General features: G+C 43.3%; 19 protein-coding genes. 9 read left to right on the top strand and 10 right to left on the bottom strand.

All coding sequences use genetic code 11. The features are described from left to right. The first annotated feature begins 36 nt into the window (after positions 1 to 36). The 3 genes from QUB24_RS06115 to QUB24_RS06105 all read left to right on the top strand — a co-directional run bounded on the left by QUB24_RS06115 (position 37) and on the right by QUB24_RS06105 (position 3,714). Entirely contained in the window at positions 37 to 258 is a 222-nt protein-coding gene (locus QUB24_RS06115; protein WP_194008911.1) for a hypothetical protein, read from the top strand. A 336-nt stretch (positions 259 to 594) separates the two neighbouring features. Next, positions 595 to 2,682 (top strand): hypothetical protein, encoded by a 2,088-nt coding sequence (locus tag QUB24_RS06110; protein ID WP_333151675.1) that lies wholly within the window; start codon positions 595 to 597, stop codon positions 2,680 to 2,682. Between the two features lie 396 nt (positions 2,683 to 3,078). Continuing rightward, complete coding sequence (locus QUB24_RS06105; RefSeq protein ID WP_333151673.1) at positions 3,079 to 3,714, top strand: hypothetical protein; 636 nt, start codon at positions 3,079 to 3,081, stop codon at positions 3,712 to 3,714. A 3-nt stretch (positions 3,715 to 3,717) separates the two neighbouring features. Here QUB24_RS06105 and QUB24_RS06100 read toward each other — a convergent pair whose 3' ends face one another. Continuing rightward, positions 3,718 to 4,782 (bottom strand): DUF5895 domain-containing protein, encoded by a 1,065-nt coding sequence (locus tag QUB24_RS06100; RefSeq protein ID WP_333151671.1) that lies wholly within the window; start codon positions 4,780 to 4,782, stop codon positions 3,718 to 3,720. An 82-nt stretch (positions 4,783 to 4,864) separates the two neighbouring features. Between QUB24_RS06100 and QUB24_RS06095 the strand changes: the two genes are divergently transcribed. Further along, positions 4,865 to 6,799 carry a type IV secretion system DNA-binding domain-containing protein gene (locus QUB24_RS06095; RefSeq protein ID WP_333151669.1) on the top strand — a complete coding sequence of 645 codons (1,935 nt, stop codon included), beginning with the start codon at positions 4,865 to 4,867 and terminating at the stop codon, positions 6,797 to 6,799. Then, positions 6,796 to 7,959, top strand: a complete 1,164-nt coding sequence (locus QUB24_RS06090; protein ID WP_333151667.1) for a hybrid sensor histidine kinase/response regulator — start codon at positions 6,796 to 6,798, stop codon at positions 7,957 to 7,959. The genes QUB24_RS06095 and QUB24_RS06090 overlap by 4 nt, the downstream gene beginning before the upstream one ends. Before the next feature lie 81 nt (positions 7,960 to 8,040). Here the strand turns inward: QUB24_RS06090 and QUB24_RS06085 are convergent, their stop codons facing one another. The 3 genes from QUB24_RS06085 to QUB24_RS06075 form a co-directional block, all read right to left on the bottom strand. Further along, a complete protein-coding gene (locus QUB24_RS06085; RefSeq protein ID WP_333151665.1) occupies positions 8,041 to 8,718 on the bottom strand; it encodes a response regulator transcription factor in 678 nt (225 codons plus the stop codon). Between the two features lie 159 nt (positions 8,719 to 8,877). Further along, the gene (locus QUB24_RS06080; RefSeq protein WP_333151663.1) at positions 8,878 to 9,558 is read right to left on the bottom strand and encodes a hypothetical protein; all 681 of its coding nucleotides are present in this window, start codon (positions 9,556 to 9,558) and stop codon (positions 8,878 to 8,880) included. 596 nt (positions 9,559 to 10,154) lie between these two features. Then, positions 10,155 to 10,457 carry a hypothetical protein gene (locus QUB24_RS06075; protein WP_333151661.1) on the bottom strand — a complete coding sequence of 101 codons (303 nt, stop codon included), beginning with the start codon at positions 10,455 to 10,457 and terminating at the stop codon, positions 10,155 to 10,157. Between the two features lie 198 nt (positions 10,458 to 10,655). Between QUB24_RS06075 and QUB24_RS06070 the strand changes: the two genes are divergently transcribed. Continuing rightward, the gene (locus tag QUB24_RS06070; protein ID WP_333151659.1) at positions 10,656 to 10,958 is read left to right on the top strand and encodes a hypothetical protein; all 303 of its coding nucleotides are present in this window, start codon (positions 10,656 to 10,658) and stop codon (positions 10,956 to 10,958) included. 645 nt (positions 10,959 to 11,603) lie between these two features. On the opposite strand, the gene QUB24_RS06065 is transcribed toward QUB24_RS06070, so the two are convergent. From QUB24_RS06065 to QUB24_RS06055, 3 genes are all read right to left on the bottom strand, one after another. Then, positions 11,604 to 12,785 carry a hypothetical protein gene (locus QUB24_RS06065; RefSeq protein WP_333151657.1) on the bottom strand — a complete coding sequence of 394 codons (1,182 nt, stop codon included), beginning with the start codon at positions 12,783 to 12,785 and terminating at the stop codon, positions 11,604 to 11,606. A gap of 47 nt (positions 12,786 to 12,832) precedes the next feature. Further along, a complete protein-coding gene (iscB, locus tag QUB24_RS06060; RefSeq protein WP_333151655.1) occupies positions 12,833 to 14,125 on the bottom strand; it encodes an RNA-guided endonuclease IscB in 1,293 nt (430 codons plus the stop codon). 554 nt (positions 14,126 to 14,679) lie between these two features. Continuing rightward, positions 14,680 to 17,304 (bottom strand): DEAD/DEAH box helicase, encoded by a 2,625-nt coding sequence (locus QUB24_RS06055; protein ID WP_333151653.1) that lies wholly within the window; start codon positions 17,302 to 17,304, stop codon positions 14,680 to 14,682. Between the two features lie 277 nt (positions 17,305 to 17,581). Here QUB24_RS06055 and QUB24_RS06050 point away from each other — a divergent pair, with 277 nt between their 5' ends. Further along, the gene (locus QUB24_RS06050; protein ID WP_333151651.1) at positions 17,582 to 17,881 is read left to right on the top strand and encodes a nucleotidyltransferase domain-containing protein; all 300 of its coding nucleotides are present in this window, start codon (positions 17,582 to 17,584) and stop codon (positions 17,879 to 17,881) included. Continuing rightward, positions 17,862 to 18,071, top strand: coding sequence for a HEPN domain-containing protein (locus tag QUB24_RS06045; RefSeq protein ID WP_333151648.1), 210 nt, complete (start codon positions 17,862 to 17,864; stop codon positions 18,069 to 18,071). Before QUB24_RS06050 ends, QUB24_RS06045 begins: the two co-directional genes overlap by 20 nt. Here the strand turns inward: QUB24_RS06045 and QUB24_RS06040 are convergent. Beyond that, on the bottom strand, positions 18,046 to 18,309 hold the full coding sequence (locus QUB24_RS06040) for an antitoxin (RefSeq protein ID WP_333151646.1): 264 nt from the start codon (positions 18,307 to 18,309) through the stop codon (positions 18,046 to 18,048). The two genes, QUB24_RS06045 and QUB24_RS06040, sit on opposite strands and share 26 nt — an antisense overlap. 230 nt (positions 18,310 to 18,539) lie before the next feature. Between QUB24_RS06040 and QUB24_RS06035 the strand changes: the two genes are divergently transcribed. Further along, entirely contained in the window at positions 18,540 to 19,139 is a 600-nt protein-coding gene (locus QUB24_RS06035; protein ID WP_333151644.1) for an alpha-ketoglutarate-dependent dioxygenase AlkB, read from the top strand. A 27-nt stretch (positions 19,140 to 19,166) separates the two neighbouring features. Here the strand turns inward: QUB24_RS06035 and QUB24_RS06030 are convergent, their stop codons facing one another. Both QUB24_RS06030 and QUB24_RS06025 read right to left on the bottom strand, forming a co-directional pair. Next, positions 19,167 to 19,580, bottom strand: coding sequence for an NACHT C-terminal alpha/beta 1 domain-containing protein (locus QUB24_RS06030; protein WP_333151643.1), 414 nt, complete (start codon positions 19,578 to 19,580; stop codon positions 19,167 to 19,169). Continuing rightward, positions 19,550 to 21,327, bottom strand: a 1,778-nt coding sequence (locus QUB24_RS06025; RefSeq protein WP_333151641.1) for a HEAT repeat domain-containing protein, incomplete at its 5' end; no start/stop codon positions are given. The genes QUB24_RS06030 and QUB24_RS06025, both read right to left, overlap by 31 nt.

Here is a 21,327-nt window from a genome sequence, read left to right as displayed (position 1 = left end):
AATTGGAATTGTTGACCACATAAACTAAGAAAAACCATGCACAATGCTTCGATCGAACCTAATTCCGGCTATAACAACTCCGGTTACGAATCAGCACCCGATTTGACTGTCGGTTACTCGTCATCTAAAGAAGTTCGCCAAGGTAATTTTGACAACGGTTACCAAGAAAATGTCTATGACTTGTCCAACCTAGCAGATACTCCTTGGACAGATTCAGCAGTCCGCCCGAATCCACAGCTTGAGCTGGAGCTTGATTAAAGAAAAAAGCGAAGATGGAGAAATGCAGTCCAGGACGCACTATCAACCTAAAAAAAACAGTTTCTCGTTCTCATCCTCAACCTAAAATGACGGAATTACATTCAAAAACCGGGTTTTTGGGTAATTCCTAAAATGGAGAGGGAGAGAGGAAGAGGGGGAGAAAGGGAGAGAGGGAGAGGGCGAGAGAGGGGGAGAGGGAGATTTAGCTGATGGCTAATTTCTGCAATACTGCTCTATTTTTCGTAATGTTTTAAAAACCATTTAACGTTTTTCCAAACTAGAGAGAATAGAGCAGCTTTTTTTACCCGCATTTGAGTTAACATCAATAGGATTCCCATGAACAGTCCAAAGCAGTTAATAAAATTAAGCCAGGTAGGATCTGCTTTAATAGCTGCCAGTACACTCTGCCTAATTTTTGCTTTCATCTGCATTACTTTCTTAAGCTTTCCATTAATTGCTAGCGCCAGTCCCTTACCTACTAAAATTTGGGAAAAAGAACAATCTAGAGTTTTGCTGCCAGATTGGAACCAGATTACCTTTAGTTCCCTGCCCGCCGTTGCTAGTTCTGGAAGTTCAGGCGGTCGAAGCTGGCAAGCCGGCACTTCTGTTGACAACATCTTGAAGCTGGGGGACATCAACGATGTAAAACCTGAAATTCTGTCTTTGCAAGCAATTGAACAATTGGCACTAGGGGATATCAATTTAGAAAATATCAGCTTGTCAGCATTTCCCTTAGCTGGTAAGCAAACTGTCGGTCACTTGGTTGAAATTGTTCCGAATCTGGGTCAATTTCAATTGAGCGATGTTCCTCCAATTGCTTCTTTATCTTCTCAAATAGCCGGAGTGAACCCTAACATCAACCAATTACCAATTGGTCAAGCTGTAAAACAAGTACCGCAACTAGCGCAGGCAAAACTCAACCAAATTGACCTATCTGAGTTTGCGATCGCCCAAATTCCCAATCTTAATAGCGTAAATTTAGAACAGTTCTCTGGCTGGTCAGAGGAACTCATCAGCAATATTCCGCTGCTGAGTCAAGTCCCGCTTTCTACTTTTCCTGTTCCTATTGCGTCTATTGGCAGCACAATCATGCGAATTGACACGATCTACAGTCGGTACGAGAACAAGCGCAATAACACACTTTCCGGTTCTAATGTAGAAGGATTTGCGGTAGCGTGCGAGAAAGATTGCGCTTATATCGAACTCGACGACATGGAAAACGCCGGTCGCCGCGCCACAGGGCCGCTAGAAGGCAAGCAGTGGATTAGCGGCAAATACCAGGAAGTGCGAGGCGGTTCTGGCTGTTTGACCGGTTGGGAACCGACGGGCCGGCATCCTTTTGGGGAAGTGTTTAAAGTAGTGGTAATGGAACCGTCAGAAACCAGCGATACTGTTGACACGGCTCTGTACTTCAGGTTTAGTTTGCCCTGCGGCAAATCGCCTTACATTATTGGTCCGGTTCCGTTTCTCAGTTACAGCGTTAATTCGCCTATGTTTGTCGGTCGATTGGAGGGCGGTTCTTCTAACAGTATTTCGCGTTCAAAAGGCGTCGCATCCGAAACAAAACCTTCAAAGCCACTGAGTTCCAATCAAGCTAAAGAAAACACTTTACCAACTCAGCCTCTACCTGAATCAAAGCGAGAGTGCGCGGGCCCCGCAACTTACGTTAACGGTGTGGATGTAGCTTCATTAGGGGAGGCGTTAGCAAAGCTTTCCGAAGGAATCGCCAATTTGGAAAATGCAGCCAGTGGCGATTACGAAGCTATTGGCGAGATGGTTTGTACCGAAGGATCTCGCAACTGCGGGCGGGCGATCGGTCGCTATCAGTTGATGAGTTACCGGGAAGAGGTGCAGCGTGCTGTCAGCTCAATTCCAGGGGGGGCTAACTTTATCCTGAACGTCAACAAAGGCCAAAAACCTACAAGAGACGAACTCTTCCAATATTTTCCTCCTGCTGTTCAGGATAAAGTCTTGCAAAATTCTCTAGCTGAGAACTTAGTCAGCAGCCAACAGGAAATTGACCCTAAAACTGGGCAGGTCTTCAAGGGCGATCGCTTAATTGAGCGAGTAGCGCAAAAACACTTTGGGGGTTCTGGCAGTAAAATTGATGCCAGCTATTCCAACATTTTAGGCGGCTACTCTCTCAAACAGTACGGGGAAAAAGTTCGAGAGCTTTATAACCACAATACCAGCGACAATTGCCAAGCTAATTCTGGTGACAGCAATGGCATCAGCAACTCTGTCGGCTCCGGCATTACTTTAAATGCTAGTGGGAGTATTAAGGTTGCGCTGTTCATTAGCTCTTTTTTGATGGGAATGTGGTTCTTAATTCGACTTTTTTACAAGCGAAAGCAGCAATTTTTTATGATTCTAATCGGTTTGGGACTAGCAATTAGTTTTGGCACGGCTGCACTCTCCCATTGAACCAGGGGAAAGAGGAGGTGGAAAAGCAAGTTATTAACAAGTCTAACAACCTTCTCTACAACCAGGACGTTTTTAATTGCTGAAACCATTAATTTCATGGCATTGATATCAAAATTGGTGGTATCGGAATGATTAAACCACAGAGGGCACAGAGGACACAGAGAAAGAGAAGAGAGAGATAATAATTCCGATGTCAACTGATTAGATATGACTTCTAAGCTGTTCAGGATATAAATTGTAGACTCGTTTTGTATTCCCCGAAGTCAGTCATAAAAATTGACTTTAAGATTTAGACATACAACAGCTTAGTTCAGCAAAACAATCTCTCTTTTATTGTCTTTTTTTTCGGCTTTAGTGTCCTGTTTTTTCTTGTATTTTGTAGGAGTGGAGTAACAAATGGTTAAACAAAATAGAGTTAAGCAACAAACAGCAGGCACCCAAAAGATTGTCAACCCCCCGGTTTGGTTAAATCAACTTGGTTACTGGTTTCGCATTGGTTTGACAGTTTTTACCGCCCTGTCGCTATTATTGGGGACAGTTGCTTGCACGAATTCTAGTTCAGCAACAACCGCACCAGCTTCTTGGCAACAAGCTTTGCGAGTCACTCCAAAAGAAACTTTAACCCTAATCGTAAAGGAACACAGCAGCCTTCCAGAACTCAAAGTAGTGGCTGGGCAAAGTGCAGCGGCGGAAGCGATTAAGAGAATGCGAGTGTGGCAAGTTAATGGCTCGGTAGGACGGCTGAACCTTTATGATTTCAATAATTCCGCTCTGTGCGGCACAAAAGGCTGCCTTTATGTTGGCTACTTAATTCCTAATGATTCAAGTCAAATGCCAACAGAAGTATTTGCAGCTTATCTCGATCCCCATAAACCGCCGAAAACTCCTTTGTTTGAGGCTGACAGTTCCTCGCACGAGGGTTTGCCTTGTCTAGGAGTGAATCAGCTTTCCAAAGAAGGCCGCCGCCAGCTTCAATTTTGCTACGACGGCCTTACCTATCAACTTGCTGACAGCCAGCTTTTCAGTAGTTAGTGTTTAGTAGTCTGCGGGTTCATCGAAGTCAAAATCTTCTTCTGAATCAACCTCAACTTCAACCTCAGCAGCCTCGGAAAATTCATCTAATTCCTCTAATTCTGAGTCTGTTCCTCCTTCAACTTGTGCAATTTTGCGAGGGGGTGACAATTTACCTCGATTTTTGCGGTTAGTTACGCTTTCTGGCAATGCCTGGACTTCAGGTTCCGCACCAGCAGCTATAGCTGGCAACCCGGCATCGCTAGCCTCAATGAAACCAGCAATGTTATTGTGCAGTCCCCAAATCAATTTTTTTTGTGGTTTTTGACCGAGAAATAGCTTGTGAAAATTAGCATCAGTTGGCTGAGTAATGCTGTGAGTTTTGCAGCAAAACGATTTATTTTTGCCTTCCCCTTCTTTAAGAGCTCTAAACTCGACATTCAACACTCCCAAAGAGCGCCACTTGTCATTTTTACCGCTGTAATCTCTCCCAAAGCAATCAGCAAATGCCCGTTCCAAATTGCGGTAAAATTCTTCTCTAGCGCTCTTAAAGCTCCAGAGGGCTACATTCTTGAAGCGGACGACAATCGGTACCTGATGCAGGGGTTGGTTTTTGGCATTTAGAAAGATGAGAGCGTGTTCGGAACACACTTCCTGCGTCTTTTTATCGAGGGAATCGCGATATTCGTCGTAAAGCCCAATAAAAGTACCTGCTAATTCTCCATTTTCTTCAATATCTTTGTAGCGGATGTACTCAGGCACAAAAGCTAATACCAACATTCTCGCTTTTGGGAGCAGCAAGCCTGTCACTTCTTCGCTTAGTTCGACCGTTGTCAATTCCTCAACATTAGGTATTACGTGCCATTCCGCTTTGACAAGCTGGTCGTTCGGGAGCAAAATACCTGCTGGGTTATCGTTAATCACGATTCCATAGGGCAAAGAGGGCTTGCGAGTTTGGTTGTAATCACTGTTGAATAGCTCCGGATCTATCTCGTAATAATCAGCACTCTTGTTCTTTTGCGTGTGGGACTTTCCACTAGAATTCTGTACTGTCTTACTGGGAGATTTCGCGTTATTGCTTCTTACCATTGTTTACCTATTTTTGTCATGGTTTCCCCCTTGAGGCGATAGCCGCTAGCTGAAACATTTAGTTTTTTAAGAGCTCAAAAAAATGAACAATTTGCAATTCTTGCCTAAAATTAACAAAGCTACCTTGGTACCAATGGCAGTTCAAGCTCCTAAACGTTCGTTAACTAGCATAGATTTTGGCGGCTTGTTGGGTCAGTTTATGAAGCCAGAGGGACTGGCAATGTTAGGGCTAATGGCAGGCTTACTTATTGCTTCCAAATTAGTTGGAAATGGGAAGGGTAAAATTACCTCCGGGCGGCTGTGCGGGACGGCTGAAAAATTGGCAGCCACAGGCTCTGCCCTCAAACAAATGAAAGAAAAAAAACGGCAGCCCGTCACTTTGTGGAGCGGTACGCCGACTTATTGGTTTAAAGGTTGTCAGGGATTGAGCGCTAGATTGCAAACGCTATTAGGTGCATCTCCTACAGTTTGGTTTCCCCACGCAGAACGCGGAACTTTAGTCATTGGCGCTCCGGGCTCTGGCAAAACATTCAGCGTCATTGACCGGATGGTTGAAAGTGCATTTCAGCAAGGGTTTCCTGTCATTATTTACGACAAAAAAGGAGACCAAATGAAACTGCTTGCACCCCTTGCAGTGCGCTACGGCTACGATGTGCAAGTGTTTGCACCGGGGGAAGCTTACAGCGGCACTATCAATCCTCTGGATTTTATGAGAGATGCACAAGATGCAGTAATGGCAGCAGAAATTGGACAAGTTATTGCTCGAAATGCTAGTCCGGGGGAGAGCAAAGGCAATGAGTTTTTCGAGAAAGCAGGCGAGTTGATGGCGAAGGGTTTAGTGCAGTTGGCAAAAAGCAGTCCTTACCCGGATTTAGCTTTTGTGTACGCAATTATTCAACTCCCAGATTTGGTCAAGCGCATCGACCACGCCGTTCATCGGCCCGACGGTCATCCCCTCAAAATGGACAGGTGGATTGCCTCTAGTTTTTCGCAGTTATTAAGTTCAAAAGATGCTGAAAAAACTGTGGCGGGCATTAAGGCAACCGCAGAGGCAACCTACTCCAGTTTCATTCAAAAAGATTTGTTGCGGGCATTTATTGGTCGCAGCACGATTCCAATTGCTTTAGAAGGCAAAAAGTGCGTTATTTTCAAATTAGATGACCAAAGGCGCACTGTAGTGGGGCCGCTGTTAGCTGCTGCTATTCACTTATGTGTGGTGTCTAATTTGAGTCGGGTACGTTCTGACCCATTTTTGTACTGCTTAGACGAGTTTCCATCTCTCAAGTTCGACAGAATGGATCAGTGGGCTAACGAATATCGTTCTGCTGGTGGCGTGCCGATTGTTGGGATTCAATCGCTCAATCAACTCTATAATTTATATGGGGATAAAAAAGGAGCTGCGATCGCCAGTGCTTTGTCAACTCATGTCCTCTTCAACCCCGGCGATTTTGAGACAGCCGAGAAATATTCTAAGCGGTACGGGGAAGTGGAAGTGCTGGTAAAAAATCGATCGACCGGCAGCTCGACGGGGCAGCAAACGAGCCGTTCTGTCAACTGGAGCGAACAGTTGCAAAAGAAACCGCTGATTAGTCCTGACGAAATTCTGAGGTTTCCTCAAGGCAAGTGCGTCATCACTTCACCGGCCTACGCAACGGGGACGGAAGCTTTATTTCCCTACCCTCTCAAGATTCCGGTGCGGCCCGGCGACATAAAGCGAGCTAAAGAGTCTGAACAACTGTGGGACAGCAGCATCAGACCGCAGCTTGAAAGGCGGGCGAAAGCTTTGTCAGTAGAGCAGCAGACGGGTAAACTGCTCAATATAGATGAAGAGCTGGATCAGCGGATTCGATTCGCTTACCAATTGCTGCCACATCCGAACGATCCAGAAGAACCCGTGACTGTGGCTGATGTTAAGTCGCCTGTTAATGCTGCTGGTGCGAACAGCGCGGCTGAGAAAATAGCGGTTGGCAATATTCGGAAAAAACTCAAAACTCTGTCCTTTGGTGGCGATAGATGATGGAGCAAACTAAACAATTTTTGGCTGACATTTTGATTGTTGACGATATTCCCGCTAACATTCAACTACTTTCTCAATTGCTAATTGAAAACGGTTACAAAGTCAGGAAGTTGATTAGTGGACAGCGAGCTTTAAAAGCAGTAGAGTTGCAAGCGCCCGACTTGATTTTGCTAGACATAAAAATGCCCGGTATGGATGGTTATGAAGTCTGCCGTCAACTTAAAGCATCTGAAGCTACTTGTGATATCCCTATAATTTTTATCAGCGCTTTAGATGACGTATTTGACAAAGTAAAAGGGTTTGAGGCGGGCGGTGCTGACTACATTATAAAACCTTTTGAGCCTGTTGAAGTGTTAGCGCGGGTATCTGCCCAACTTAAAATGCAGCGTTTACAGCAACAACTTCGCTGCGTTAACGTGCAATTGGCTACACAAAATGTTCAGCTCAGCCAGGAAATTCAAGAAAGACAGCAAGCAGAAGCCAATTTAAGAATGCTGTTGCACGCTGTTTCGCACGATTTGCGATCGCCTCTATCGGGAATGTCGCTGCTGCTGCGAAGTCGCCTCAATGATGCTGGCAGTAACATTGCTATTGATAGGCGGACTGTGGAGGTTATGGTGCAAAGTTGTTCGCGCCAACTCCAGTTGATTGAGTCACTAACAGCAACACAACAGTTTGATGTGAAAAGTGCTTCTTTAGCCATGAAGCCGCTGTCGCTGCCCACTTTAGTCCAAAATATTCTTATTGAAAGATTACCAATTCTCAACCAGCATCGAGTCAAGGTTAAGCAGCTTTTTGCAGCCGATTTGCCTTTAGTCAATGCTGATGCCCAGCAGCTCTGGCGGGTGTTTGGCAATCTGATCGACAATGCTGTTAAATACAATCAGTCTGGGTTTATTTTGACTGTAGAAGCTAAAAAGGAAGGTGAGATGGTTCGCTGTACGGTTGCAGACAATGGGGCAGGAATTTCTCTTCAGCAATGTGCAAGATTATTCGAGCCTTATACGAGGGGAGTTGGAGTTAGTTTAAGGCAAGGATTGGGATTGGGACTTTTCATTTGCAGGCAAATTGTTGAGGCTCACGGCGGAGAGATTGGCGTTGATAGCGAATTGGGAAAAGGAGCGAGGTTTTGGTTGACATTGCCAAAGTTTGAAGATTGACAAGATGCCATAATTTGCTACGCGATAGCTAGGTCTCAAAAACCACTTTTTTTAGAACAATTAGAAGGTGCATTCCAACGGCTAAACCAGCCCCAAACGCAGTGCTTTAACGGCAGCCTGGGTGCGATCGCTCGCTTCAAATTTAGCTATAATCATCTCTACATGACCTTTGGCGGTGTGGACGCTCATTCCTAGTTGAGCAGCGATTTGTTTATTGCTTTTACCCTCAACTAGCTGCTGCAAAACCTGCATTTCCCGTTCAGTCAGCTTGATGTCGTCATTCGCATAGCTTTCGGGCAGTGGCGTTTTGAGATTTTGCAGCACGCAGTCGGCAATCTTAGGGTCTAGGTAACTGCCACCTTCTTGCACAGTCGTAATCGCTGCTAGAAGTTGTTCTGCGTTAGTGCCTTTAACGCAGTAGCCGTGAGCGCCGCTTGACAAAGCCGCCATAACTTGAGTTGGATTGCTGTGGTGGGTGAGCATCAGGATGCGAGTATGCGGCAGTGCGGCTCTGATTTGCTGCGCGGCTGCAATACCGTCGATTCCGGGTAAGTCAATGTCCATCAGCACGATGTCTGGTTGGTGTTGCAGCGCGGCACTGACGGCTTCGTTGCCGTTAACAGCTTGGGCGACAACTGTTAAATGGGGTTGGTTATTGAGGATATGCTGTAGACCGAGCTGCATCATCGGGTCATCTTCAACTATCAGGATGGTTTTTAGTTGGCTTGTTTTTGGTTGGGTGGCGGTAGTTGCAGTCACGGCTAAGATTCCTACTACATTTTATCCATAGTCTATTGTTTTTCCTCATATTAAAGAGTGTCATCCTCCTATGGAGAGAAGAAAAGTATTTATTTGGGGGCAATTTCGTCGGAAGGTGGATGTCTCTCGATAGGAGGATGGTAATAAAATGTGAACTGATTATATCGATACTTCGTTGATTTCATCCAAATTGATAGCTGTTGCTACTTTCTTCGGTTGAGGTGTTAGATGACCATTGAGCTTGATAACTGTTTGTTCTGTCTCTCGTTCAATGGTAGTCAAAAGCCAATTTTGAGTTTGTCGGTGTTGCTTGCTGTCCCAGGCAAACAGAACTTTTTCTGCTTGTTGAGTCGGGTGCAGTGCCAAAATAATCAGTTGCAGCTTGTGAGGCTCGATCTCGAAGAATTCGGCAGCTACCCATAACTTAACTCGGTCTTGCCAAGTCAGTACAGGATGGCGAATCGCCCACTCAAATAGTCTGGGTGTTCCTTTGACTAAACCCACATTTGTACGGACTTGTATCACTTTAAATGGAGGAGAAGGGGAAGAATTTTCTTCTGTCACTCCCCTTTTTGTTCGGTCTAGTTTTGTTTGAATTGGAATGTCAACAAACAGTTTTCGCTGCGGTAAAAACAGTGATGGCGATAGTTCTTTGAGTTGGAAAACCCACTGCTGGAACTGGGGGTGACTGTTGAGAATTGGCTCGACAGGTAATCCCATTAAAATTTGCTTGACAAGCAGTTGCAAGCGTTCTTGGAGATAGGAAGGAACAAGAGGTGGCTCTTGTAGTGGGCTAGTATGAATAGTTTGATTGAGATCTGATAGAGTAAGGAGGTACATTGCTCAGATTATAAAAGGCTGAGCAATAGCGGCGATCGCCACAGAAAAAGTCCGGGAGTGCGGAATGGGATTAAAAATTTATAGCCCACATCCTGCACCCTCAACTGTCACAGAGCATGAAGCAATGTTGAGAATATTTATACCTCGCGTTCGATTGGATAGTCTTTAAGCAAAAATACTCCGGTCAGGCAATCGCCTGACACTGCCTCGCCTTTTCTTGTAGAATCATGGAAAAAAAATTACCAATTTCCTAGTTGAAAGCAAGCCCAATTTATGTTTTTTTTACTTTAAAAAAGCATTTTTGCCACTAACTGAAGTGTTATTCAAGCAAGGTATTTTAACTAAATAAGTAGTATCCGCTTATAAGCAGGTGGAAAAAAACGCACAGTTTTAATCCAATCTTGTGTGAGATTAGAGACGATTAGCTGTTTCCCAAGCACTCACCATTTGTAAAGGGAAGCCCAGGGAGGTAACAATTGCTGACTTGCGCTATCAAAGGACTCAGTTTGTGCTGTCTTCTGAACGGAGTTCTGAGGACATTCAAGCGATTCGCAATCAAGCATCGTTTGCTTTACCAACATCAGGGATAGACCGGTCTAGATTTGCTGTGACCCCGCAGGAATTGTTTGAGTACCGTCCCCCCGCTTACGATCCAATTTGACGGCCGACGGCGAGGTTTCTTCCAAAAACTGTGCCACAGATTTTATGACATCTGTTGCGGTTTTGGGTACGAGAACCAAATCTCCAGATGCCAGCATATCCAGTATGGCACCGGGTTTCCCCTTACCTCCGTACAAGTGACCCATCGAAGCTGCAAGCTTTTCAAGTTTTTCTGGTGTCTGTTGCGCAACTCTCGCCCGAAAAATAATACCTGAAGGCGATTTCTGTTTCCGTCCCATGTTCGACCTTATATCTGTGCTACAGTTTTAACAAGCAGTAAGCCAATACTAAAAATTGTACAAGACACGAGGTTTGAGTGGAAACTTCAGCCCGCTTGCGCTCTATCAGTTTAGGGTGCATTGACTCAAGGTTTGCGGAGTGTGCGATTGCTTGCCCCCTAAATTTGACTGGTTATGCCCAAAAAGCGCAGTTGTTCCGTGAAAACTCCAACGCTGCACAGTGTGTTGCAGGATTGCTATCAACTCAAGCTGGAAGACCTCAAGTACCTGAAGGATGCAATTGACGTGCTAATTGAAGCTGAAGAGAAAAGGTTGTCGGAATTGGAAGCCGACTCAGACTGGGAAGATAAACGAGAAGAAAAAATGGCTGCTACCGGTGCGCGCGGTAGTAGGGGATACATCGAATCCAAGACAATCAAAGGATGTGGCCCCTATGCCTACTTAAGGTTTCGTAAGGGCGGCACGCATCATTCGTTCTATCTGGGCAAGCTCAAGCCTTAAGTTTTTTAGAGTGCATAGACATTGATAGATTAGTGGTTCTGGCGTTTATGCACCCTAAATTATCGGCGTTTAGGGTGCATAGACATTGATAGATTAGTGGTTCTGACGTTTATGCACCCTAAATTATCGGCGTTTAGGGTGCATAGCGATTGATAGATTAGTGGTTCTGACGTTTATGCACCCTAAATTATCGGCGTTTAGGGTGCATAGCGATTGATAGATTAATGGTTCTGGCATCCATGCACCCTAAATTACCGATGTTTAGGGTGAATAGACATTGATAGATTAGTGGTTCTGGCGTTTATGCACTCTAAAGCAAGCGAGTCATTTAGGGTGCATAGGCATTGATAGATTAATGGTTTTGGCGTTGATGCACCCTAAATTAGCAGGCGTTTAGGGCGCATCTGCCTTGACAGATAGAGGTTCTGGTGTCTATGCACCCTAAATTGGTTGTGTAGTCGCGCTCACAACTGAGTGTCTGACAGCGTTATATTCGGCTTGTTGCTTTCCGAATTCCGAACTCATGCGTGATAGCTTACCAACGATATCGGTAGCTTGGTTCGTAACAATGAGAATAACGTAGAGGTGATTTGAACTCAACTCTTCACCTACACCACAACAATTGTTCAATAGGTAGCTATTGGGCTAGAAATCGTCCAAATTAAACAGCGTAAATTGATGAGGCGATGTTGTCGTATTTCTGGGTCGGCGTTTGCCCTTAATAACTTCTTGAACTACTGGATTAGAGTGAATTGATGTCTGATCATTCAAGTCAATAACTTCTGAGCTTTCTCCTGAACTTATTTCATGTTCGACTGGACAATCAGTATCATTTTTAGCCTGAGACTCGACTGGCTCAAACCACTCATTATACCAGTAAGCAGCGTTTATTGATTCGGGTCGATCGCTACTTAAAGTATTGCCAAGGAGCAAATCAGTTTGACCCAACCACCAAATCGGAACAGCCAGCCAAGGTGAAAACATATAAAACTGAAACAAAGCGCATTTTAATAGAGTACGATCTACATCTTGACCGATACCGCTCAGACAGTAATTCGACTGTGTTAACATTAAAGCACCCGTACCGCACGCAGGTTCATTGAAGCTGGAAATTCGCTCTGTCTTATCACCACTGACTAACTTAGATATCAACTGACACAAAGCTAAGGGTGTAGGATAAAACCCTGAACTTTTTTGAGCAGTCTTTCCGCAAATTTGGGGTAGCAGTCTGCCCATATAATCTTCAGGATACAGCATAAGAATTGACAGGTCAAACATCTGATAAAGGCGCATTGATGCACCTTCACAGTCGGCGGGTTCTTTGGGTAAAATCTTGTAAGCTGGATGTCCGAATGCGAACAAAACCCAGTCCAAGAAAAACTCCAAATAGTCCCAAGCTGACCAAGTTTTCCATTCTCCATGTTTGGGAATGCAATTGAGGCTATTATCTAACATGGCTTCTGCGGTAGGAGAATGCTGCCATTCAATTTGGGGAATCGGTTCTGCTGGCAAAGTTTCCTCAATTACAAATTTGGGTAAAATTTCTGGTTTTCTGTTCTCCAGAATGGCTAGCATTGGCTCCATCTTCCACCGCATCCAGGCATGACTAGGGACAGCTTGACACAAAGCCCAATAATCCCACCTTCCCCACAAACATCGGTCTATTTGTGCGAGAATTGTTAAAAGCCAGCCATGCTTTAAATCTCGTGTGAGGTTGGGGATTAAAGCTTGCTTTTTCTTTGGTTTATAGGGTTGATTTCTGAAATGTAACAGCGTTGACTCTCTAATTTTGGAGTTAATGATTGGCAAGACAAGCTTATTTTTCATCAAAATAATGGGTAGAAACCCCGTCTTAAAAGACGGCTTTACTTGAGTTAAAATTGGTATGAATATCCATCTTTCCTCTGAAGAGTCTGACAGTATTTATGGCTAATACCTTGTACCAATTCTTTTGCCGAAATATTGAAAGAGCCACTGCTGCGAACAGCCACTCGACCAATATATTGACCAACTTTCTTTCCCCTGGTTACTACTGCTTTAACAAGGTCGCCAGTTTGAAAACCTTTGACAAATTTGTCACGAGGTACATAACGAGATGGAAAACCAAATTTATCAGTGCGGCACATTTGTCGAGTGCCGTGACCGTTGGCCTTGATTAACAATGGTTGAGTGGTTAACACAATTAATTTATCAACCTTGCCAACACAAGCAGCGTCAAAATAATGAGTTTTGGGCAACTCTAATCGAGTGCGATTGTATTTTGTCTGCCCGCCGGAACCCGTCGTAACAGGTAATCCCGTTAGCTTGAGTTGATTAAACAATGCCCAACGGGTTGAGTTGACGGCGGTAGCATCTTTGAGTGGTTGTTTGACTTGTGCCATAATTTGCTTGAGCAAATCTGGCTTCTTTAAAAGGAAGTCGTTAATATCTTGAGTACCTTTCTTGAGATTACATTTTTCGCAAGCTAGACACAGATTAGAGATTCGATTGCTACCTCCTTTTGCCTTGGGATGAATGTGCTCTACCTGCAAAGGAATATTTTCTACCTTGCAGTAAGTACATTTTCTCTCCCATTTGTTGAGCAGATATTCTCTGATTTCGTACCCAAGTAATTCGCCTTGCTGATATTCGACCCCAGAAATTTCAGGTTTCTCTAGTTGTTGAAGGTCGAATCGAACTAACTCCATCGCAATACTATTTACGGGTGCAAATTTGATGAATTTGTTGACCCAGGTCAGCGTAGTATCTACTCGATGTTTTAAGCTAGGAGCTAGCCAACCTTTCGGACGAATGCGATTTAGGAAACGCGCTTGACGGTAGCGGGTATGTCTAGCTCGACGACTTCTACGGATAGCACGACGAGAATCCAAGCTAGCTTTAATTGCTTGTCCTCTGTGATTTAGCTCACCTACGAAGATGATATTTTCACCTTTTAGTAGCGCAATTCCCGTAGTTTTACTACCGGGATCGAGTTTGATCTCGTAGCTTGCGGGGCGGAACGCCATCGACTGTTCAGTTGTATTGACAGCACGTTTAAGAATGATGGTAAATGGGTATCTACGGAAGACCGCAGCTTCGCCATTCGAGAGTAATCTTCTAGCCACGGCAGGATGAACGGGATGTAGTGGTTGTTTATTTGGATCCAGTACAAAGGTATAGTTTTGCATGAAATTCTCCCTTGCGGGGTAATGTTTGCTTCGCCAATATTTCAAGAGCTTGTTAAGCTAACAACACTGTTTCAGTGACCGTAAAACTGTTTAATTGTTAGCGACAGAGCAGAAGACTAGCACGCATCTAAGGGTGTCGTGACTCTCGAAATGTAGTCAGTTAAGACTGTGGCTGGTCAGAATGGCTTACTGGATTTTTCCGGCAAGCCTCATGCCTTTAGGCTGAGGTTCCTGACGAGTACAAGTCTGAAAAATGCACCTCTAAAAACCGCAGTAGCGGTTCGCACATTTTAAGAAGGTGAAGGGGAAGGGGAAGGGGAAGGAGACGATAAAGGACAGATTAAATTTTGCTTTTATTTATTAAACCAAATGTATAAGAGTGAGAGAGAAGCAAAAAAAATATATTAATTTTTGGAAAAGTATTTGCAACTAAATGTAAATGTTTAGAGGTAATAAAAGGGAAAACAGGTTATTGTTTTCCCTTCTACCCCCTTTTACCTCCCCAAATAATTAGCTTTTTCTATCCTTCCCCTTCCCCTTCCCCTTCCCCTTTCTTAAAATGCTTCGCACAGCAGCAGCCCCACCTGCTTGAGTAAAGCTTTGTTACCATCAGGGCATCCCGACTGAATCAAACATTTAGGACAGCCAGAACTGCAAGAACAACTGCGGGCTAACTCAGCAGCCGCATGAGCTAATTGAGGGAGAGAACGAAAAATAGCTTCCGAGGTTCCCGAACCTCCTTCTGCTAAATCGTAAAAGAGTCCTGCATAGTCATTTGCACCTCTCTTCTCTACTAGAAAATTCACATCATTAGGTGAAGCCAAAATAGTCAGAGGTAAAGCTGCTAAAATTTGATGGCCGAAACTGTGAATAGCCAACAAATTCGCGGGGTACTCCCACAACTGCTGATATCCGGGCTCCATCTGCTGTTGAGATTGAAGCAATTCCTGGCGAGTAGCTGTTACTACCTGTTGCAGATAACATTCAACCGGGGAATTAAAACTAATTTGCAGTACAGGAGTCGCAAATTTTATTTCGTAAGGTTGCTCAAAGTTTACCTCATTAAGAACCGATGTTAGCTCAGCAGAGCGAGTTCTCTTGCCACAAACAGGACAGGCAGTACATTTTGGTAAATGCTCTTTGTAATTGACACACTTTCTATTGAGACAAGTTAACTCGTAATTGCGAGTTAATAATTGATAACCAGTGACGAGTTGGCTAATTTCTCCCCAAACCAGTTCCAGAATAGCTTGAGCTGGAATTGCCTTACTATCCGTTGAATTGGTTTGAACATTTCCTTCAACTTCTGGAATGACCAACGGGATTTGTTGAGGCAAACTCAAATTCTGCTTGAGGCTGGTATGAGTGTGGCTAATCGCTACAGTAAACAGTCGAGTTTCAGGGGTGTTTTGCAAAATAGCTTTGCCATTCAAGAGTGAGCGCGAAGTATAAGTCACCAAACAGCCGTCTGAGTTTTGCGTGCGGTAAATAGCACCAGGAAATACCTCTCGATAAGCAATCTCCGCACTGAGGAGTTCAATCTCTTCTTGAGTCTCCGCATCCACCAGTTGTATCGTGCTAGAACCCGTTCCCCCTCGAAAGTTTACATCTTTATGGGGAAAGCCCTTAGCCCATAATTTATCCCGGCTTCTGTGAAGAACACCTTGCTCAATTAAAGCCGTTGCAATTTGAGGAGCGCTCTTGCCAAAGTAGTGCTTGAGCTTACTGGCAGGAATGCCTGTTTCGACAGCCGCGCACATCAAATGTTTGGCAATATCTATGGGATAATTGGCATTAAAGCTCACCAATTCAGATTCGGCTGACACCAACAATTCAGGGCGCTCGGCAAAATAGTTATCCAAAGGTGATTGTGCAATAGGAATGAAGACAATTAAACCGGAGTTTGCGCGACCAGCCCTGCCAGCCCTCTGCCTAAAAGCTTGCAAGCTTCCCGGCCATCCACTAATAATAGCAAAGTCAAGTTGAGGTAAATCAATTCCTGCTTCGAGAGCGCTAGTGCTGAGGATACACTTAACTGTTCCTGACTGCAAAGAGTTAATAATTTCCATGCGGCGCTCGCTTGTTAAACTGCCGTAGAAAATTGCTACTTGCGACTCAATTCCCGAGTTAGTTTGAGTTACAGCTTCTTGCTTAAAAGTTGCCCACAAGTTCTTAATTGCTTGTCTGCCGTTACCGAAGCAAATTCCGCTTTGCCCTTGCTGCAACAAAAACATAATGATGCGAGCAACATCTGAATTAGCATCATGAGTCGGTTTAGTAACAATTAATTGCCGTTCTGGGACAGCAGCTCCGCTAGAGTTAATCCAAACTAACCGCTCGGGTTCATTGATATTTCGCTTTCGACTTCTACCAGATAGTAACTTCGCTAATTTAACGGGATTGCCAACGGTAGCACTCAACATCAGGAATTGCAGTTTTTGAGAACAACCTCCGCGCTCGTCTACTGCCAATTTTAATCGGCGAATTAAGCTAGCCATGTTAGCTCCGTAAACTCCGTTAAAAGTGTGAGCTTCATCTAGGACAATATAGCGGAGGCGACTTAAAAAGTGCTGCCAAGGCTGACTCCAGTGAACGCCTTTCAGCGCATAGTGAATTAACTCTGGTGTGGCGCTGATTATGCTGGGATTTGCAGCTAATAATTGTTCTCGGGTTTTGGGAGGAGTATCTCCAGTTAGAAGGGCAAGGCGCGGGCGCGCAGGCTCAGGAATCAGTTGGAGCAAATCGGCAAGTTTTTGACTTTGGTCGGCTGTTAAAGCTTTCAAGCCATAAATAGAGAGTGCAGTAAATTGATGTTGGAGAATGCCCTCTAAAATAGGCAAGTACGCACTTAAAGATTTGCCAGAAGCTGTTGCTGTGCTGAGGATGACATCTTTGCCCTGGCGCACGGCTTTGAGTGTTTTAATTTGGTGCGAATAAAGCTGTTGAATGCCTTGGCTGTGCAAAGCAGAAATTATTGAAGGCGGCAAGTCTTGAGGAATTTTGTAGAGCTTAGGAGTTGTAGCAGTCGCGATTGTCTGATAAATAACCTCTTCGCCTAAAAACTCACACAAATCGGCTGTTGCAGTTGGCTGCAAGTGGCTTGCTTCTGGGAAGTTATTTTGGTGAAAATCATGTCTGGCTATTAGTTGGGAAAGAAGGTTGATATAATTGGGAGGCATTGGTCACTCTAAGAATGAATCTTTTCTCTCTTACTACCGATAGGTAGGAAAAAGAACGAGAGAGGAAATTAATAAAAAAACCAACTGGGAGTCGGACTGCTTTTGGTAGGAGTTACAACCTTTTAGAGTTAAGACGATCTTGACAGACTTTACAATTATGCTAGAATAAATTTAATTGATTAAACTAAATGCAATTTATTCCTATTTGAGACTGGTCTTAATTACAAAAAAATCAATAAAGGAGCATTTATTGAGTATGATAGAAAGGGAGAACATCATGCAATTAAGTCAGGCTATTGTCAATGAATTTCAGCCAGAAAAAATTATTTTATTTGGCTCCTATGCTTATGGAAACCCTCAAAATGACTCGGATGTAGATATGCTAGTGATTTTGCCATACAAAGGGAGCAATTTTCGCAAAACTTGGGAAATTTTAAATAAAGTTCAACCAAAGTTTGCCATAGATTTGTTAGTGCGAACTCCTGTAGAGATTGAGCAACGCCTAGCCTGGAATGATTTTTTCTTGCGAGAAATTATAGAAAAAGGAAAGGTGATTTATGAATCCGCTAACAGTTGAATGGGTTGATAAAGCTGAAGGGGATTTTACTACGGCTTTGCGGGAATTACGAGCGAGGAAATCTCCCAACTATGATGCGGCGTGTTTTCACGCTCAACAATGTGTTGAGAAATATCTAATGCTACTATTATACCTCATCATCCGCAAGCGATCGCACCCGGTCGCTAATTCAGAGATAATTTACGCTTAGAAACAACGCAGTCTTGCAAATAAAGATTAATTAGTTCCTGGGAAGATATACCTTTTTCCTGAGCCATTGTTTCAAAATATTCAATCACATCAATTCCCAGAGAAATCGCGATCTGTTTTTTTAACTGTTTAGCAAAAGGATTCGGTCTTTTTTTCATTTTTGACAGATCGTATTCCGGTTCCATTTGTTGATTAATTTTGTTTTTTTGCTCATCCCACTGAAAGGTTATTTTATTCATTCTGCCAAAAGGTCATTTATTAGCCAGTCAATCGATTTTAGATTTTAGATTTTAGATTGACTTTCATTCCCTGATTTTGGGGTAGCCACTTGGAAGCTGATTAGCCCGATAGTGGAAGTGATGAAATCATTGTCATTTTAGCCAATTAATACTATAATATAGATATAGCTGATTGATGATTTACAGAAAACCGGGTTTCTTCAAGAAACCCGGTTTCTAAGGATAATCCCATGCCTAATATCAATTCAAATTCCCAGGAGCAAAACCTAGAACTGAATAATGCCGAAGTAATTTTCTATCCCGGCCTATTTCAACCTCCAGAAAGTCAGCAACTCTTTACCGAATTATTGAATCAAATAGCCTGGAAAGAAGAACCGATAAAAATCTTTGGCAAATCGGTGCTTCAGCCTCGGTTAACCGCTTATTATGGAACTCAGGCTTATACCTATTCCGGTGTGACCATGCAGCCCTTACCCTGGAATGAACCGCTATTACAAATCAAAGAAAAAATCGAGCCTTTAGTTAATACTCAGTTTAATGGAGTTATGCTGAATTTATATCGCAATGGTCAAGATTATATCGGCTGGCATAGTGATGATGAAAAGGACTTAGCCAAAGGTTCGGTAATTGGTTCTCTCAGCTTGGGAGAAACCAGGCGTTTTATCTTTAGACGTAGGGACGATCATCAAAACAAAATTGAACTGAATTTAAGTGATGGTGATTTTTTGGTGATGGGGAGTGGTACTCAGAAGTTTTGGCAGCATCATGTCCCGAAAACGGCTAAATCGACTCAGCCCAGAATTAATCTAACTTTTCGGGTGATTAAATAAATTAATGTGAGAAACCCGGTTTCTTCCCTAAAATTCCTCTAACCAAGTTTGAATTACTCCTAACAAATTATCCTGACTGGGGGGAAAACCGCGCAGAGGTGCTTCGAGGGGTTCATCGGTTATCCAGATAATGTGCAAACCCAGTTTAGTATCGGCGATTTTGCGATAGCAGGTGAGGAGTGGGGGATGAGGGTAACAGTCGTGTAGAATTAGGGCAAGGTGGGGTTTTTGCAGTTGGCGTTTTACGGTGATAATCTGTTGTTTGAGTTGGGCAAAGTTGCTAACAGTGGGGATGTCTGTATCGGGAAGTGCGAGGGAGTAAATTAGGGTGCAAAGTTCTTGACAAATAGTGCTGGGTTCTGTTTCATCGGCTAGAGATTGAATGTTGAGAGGTAGGGGTAAGTTTGGTATTAAAATATGGGGCGATTTAAGTGTTTCCATAAAATTTTCCAGATGTTGCTTTTTTCACTATGCCATGCCATATAGAATTCTGGATAAGTGAGGTTTTGGGAGCAATACCAAGTAATTTGGTAGAAAAATTCCTTATGGTAGAAAAATCTTGAGGTTAAATTAAATTTCAGGGCAGAAACCACTTGGTTATATTGCTGTTTAGTTGCAATAATTTTACCCAAACTATTGGCAATTCTCTGACGGGTATCTTCATCAGAAGTTTCATCCAGCAGTTGGATTAAACGGTTGATCGCCCCCTCATTTCCCACTGCTATATTACCCAAACTCTCGGCAATTATCTTACGGATATAATAATCAGAAGTTTCATTAAGCAGCAGGATCAAACGGTTGATTACCTCCTCATTTCCCACTGCTATATTACCCAAACTATCGGCAATTATCTTACGGATATAATAATCAGAATATTTATCGAGCAGTAGGATTAAACGGTTGAGTGCCCCTTCATTTCCCACTGCTATTTTACCCAAACTCTCGGCAACTCTCCAACGGTTATTTTTGTCAATTTCATCAAGCAGTAGGATTAAACGGTTGAGTGCCCCTTCATTTCCCACTGCTATATTACCCAAACTATTAGCAACTTTTCTACGGGTATATCCATCAGAAGTTTCATCCAGCAGTAGGATTAAACGGTTGATCGTTCCCTCATTTCCCACTGCTATATTACCCAAACTATTGGCAATTATCTGACGGGTATCTTCATCAGAAGTTTCATCCAGCATTAGGATTAAACGGTTGATTACCTCCTCATTTCCCACTGCTATATTAGCAAAAATATTGGCAACACTCTGACGGATATATTCATCAGAAGTTTTATCGAGCAGCAGGATTAAACGGTTGATTACCTCCTCATTTCCCACTACTATATTACCCAAACTATCGGCAACTTCCCTACGGATATATTTATCAGAAGTTTCATTGAGCAGCAGGATTAAACAGTTGATTACCTCCTCATTTCCCACTGCTATATTACCCAAAATATCAGCAACTTTTCTACGGGTATATCCATCAGAAGTTTCCTCCAACAGTAGGATTAAACGGTTGATTGCCTCCTCATTTGCCACTGCTATTTTACCCAAACTATCGGCAACACTATCATGGGTATTATAATGAGAATATTTATCCAACAGCAGGATTAAACGGTTGATTGCCCCCTCATTTCCCACTGCTATATTAGCAAAAATATCGGCAACACTCTGACGGGTATATTCATCAGAAGTTTTATCGAGCAGTAGGATTAAACGGTTGATCGCTCCCTCATTTCCTACCGCGATTTTACCCAAAATATCAGCAACTCTCCCACGGTTATAAAAACCAGAAGTTTCATCCAGCAGTAGGATTAAACGGTTAATCGTCCCCTCATTTCCCACTGCTATTTTACCTAAACTCTCGGTAACACTCTCATGGGTATAATAATCAGAAATTTCATCCAGCAGTAGAATTAAACGGTTGATTGCTCCCTCATTTCCCACTGCTATATTACCCAAACTCTCGGTAACTTTTCTACGGGTATCTTTATCATAAGTTTCATCGAGCAGTAAGATTAAACGGTTGATTACCTCCTCATTTCCCACTGCTATATTACCCAAACTCTCGGTAACTTTTCTACGGGTATCTTCATCATAAGTTTCATCGAGCAGTAAGATTAAACGGTTGATTACCTCCTCATTTCCCACTGCTATTTCACCTAAAATATTGGCAACACTCCTACGGGTATATT

This window comes from Microcoleus sp. B9-D4, from assembly GCF_036705105.1.
Lineage (GTDB): Bacteria > Cyanobacteriota > Cyanobacteriia > Cyanobacteriales > Microcoleaceae > Microcoleus.
This window is presented reverse-complemented; position numbering and strand designations above follow the sequence as displayed.

Bases quoted from the DNA above. Each gene is read 5' to 3' on its own strand.
- QUB24_RS06050 (WP_333151651.1), top strand. From the start codon at position 17,582: ATGCAATTAAGTCAGGCTATTGTCAATGAATTTCAGCCAGAAAAAATT.
- QUB24_RS06115 (WP_194008911.1), top strand. From the start codon at position 37: ATGCACAATGCTTCGATCGAACCTAATTCCGGCTATAACAACTCCGGT.
- QUB24_RS06090 (WP_333151667.1), top strand. From the start codon at position 6,796: ATGATGGAGCAAACTAAACAATTTTTGGCTGACATTTTGATTGTTGAC.
- QUB24_RS06035 (WP_333151644.1), top strand. From the start codon at position 18,540: ATGCCTAATATCAATTCAAATTCCCAGGAGCAAAACCTAGAACTGAAT.
- QUB24_RS06105 (WP_333151673.1), top strand. From the start codon at position 3,079: ATGGTTAAACAAAATAGAGTTAAGCAACAAACAGCAGGCACCCAAAAG.
- QUB24_RS06065 (WP_333151657.1), bottom strand. From the start codon at position 12,785: ATGAAAAATAAGCTTGTCTTGCCAATCATTAACTCCAAAATTAGAGAG.
- QUB24_RS06030 (WP_333151643.1), bottom strand. From the start codon at position 19,580: ATGGAAACACTTAAATCGCCCCATATTTTAATACCAAACTTACCCCTA.
- QUB24_RS06040 (WP_333151646.1), bottom strand. From the start codon at position 18,309: ATGAATAAAATAACCTTTCAGTGGGATGAGCAAAAAAACAAAATTAAT.
- QUB24_RS06100 (WP_333151671.1), bottom strand. From the start codon at position 4,782: ATGGTAAGAAGCAATAACGCGAAATCTCCCAGTAAGACAGTACAGAAT.
- QUB24_RS06110 (WP_333151675.1), top strand. From the start codon at position 595: ATGAACAGTCCAAAGCAGTTAATAAAATTAAGCCAGGTAGGATCTGCT.
- QUB24_RS06080 (WP_333151663.1), bottom strand. From the start codon at position 9,558: ATGTACCTCCTTACTCTATCAGATCTCAATCAAACTATTCATACTAGC.
- QUB24_RS06075 (WP_333151661.1), bottom strand. From the start codon at position 10,457: ATGGGACGGAAACAGAAATCGCCTTCAGGTATTATTTTTCGGGCGAGA.
- QUB24_RS06045 (WP_333151648.1), top strand. From the start codon at position 17,862: ATGAATCCGCTAACAGTTGAATGGGTTGATAAAGCTGAAGGGGATTTT.
- QUB24_RS06055 (WP_333151653.1), bottom strand. From the start codon at position 17,304: ATGCCTCCCAATTATATCAACCTTCTTTCCCAACTAATAGCCAGACAT.
- QUB24_RS06095 (WP_333151669.1), top strand. From the start codon at position 4,865: ATGAACAATTTGCAATTCTTGCCTAAAATTAACAAAGCTACCTTGGTA.
- iscB (WP_333151655.1), bottom strand. From the start codon at position 14,125: ATGCAAAACTATACCTTTGTACTGGATCCAAATAAACAACCACTACAT.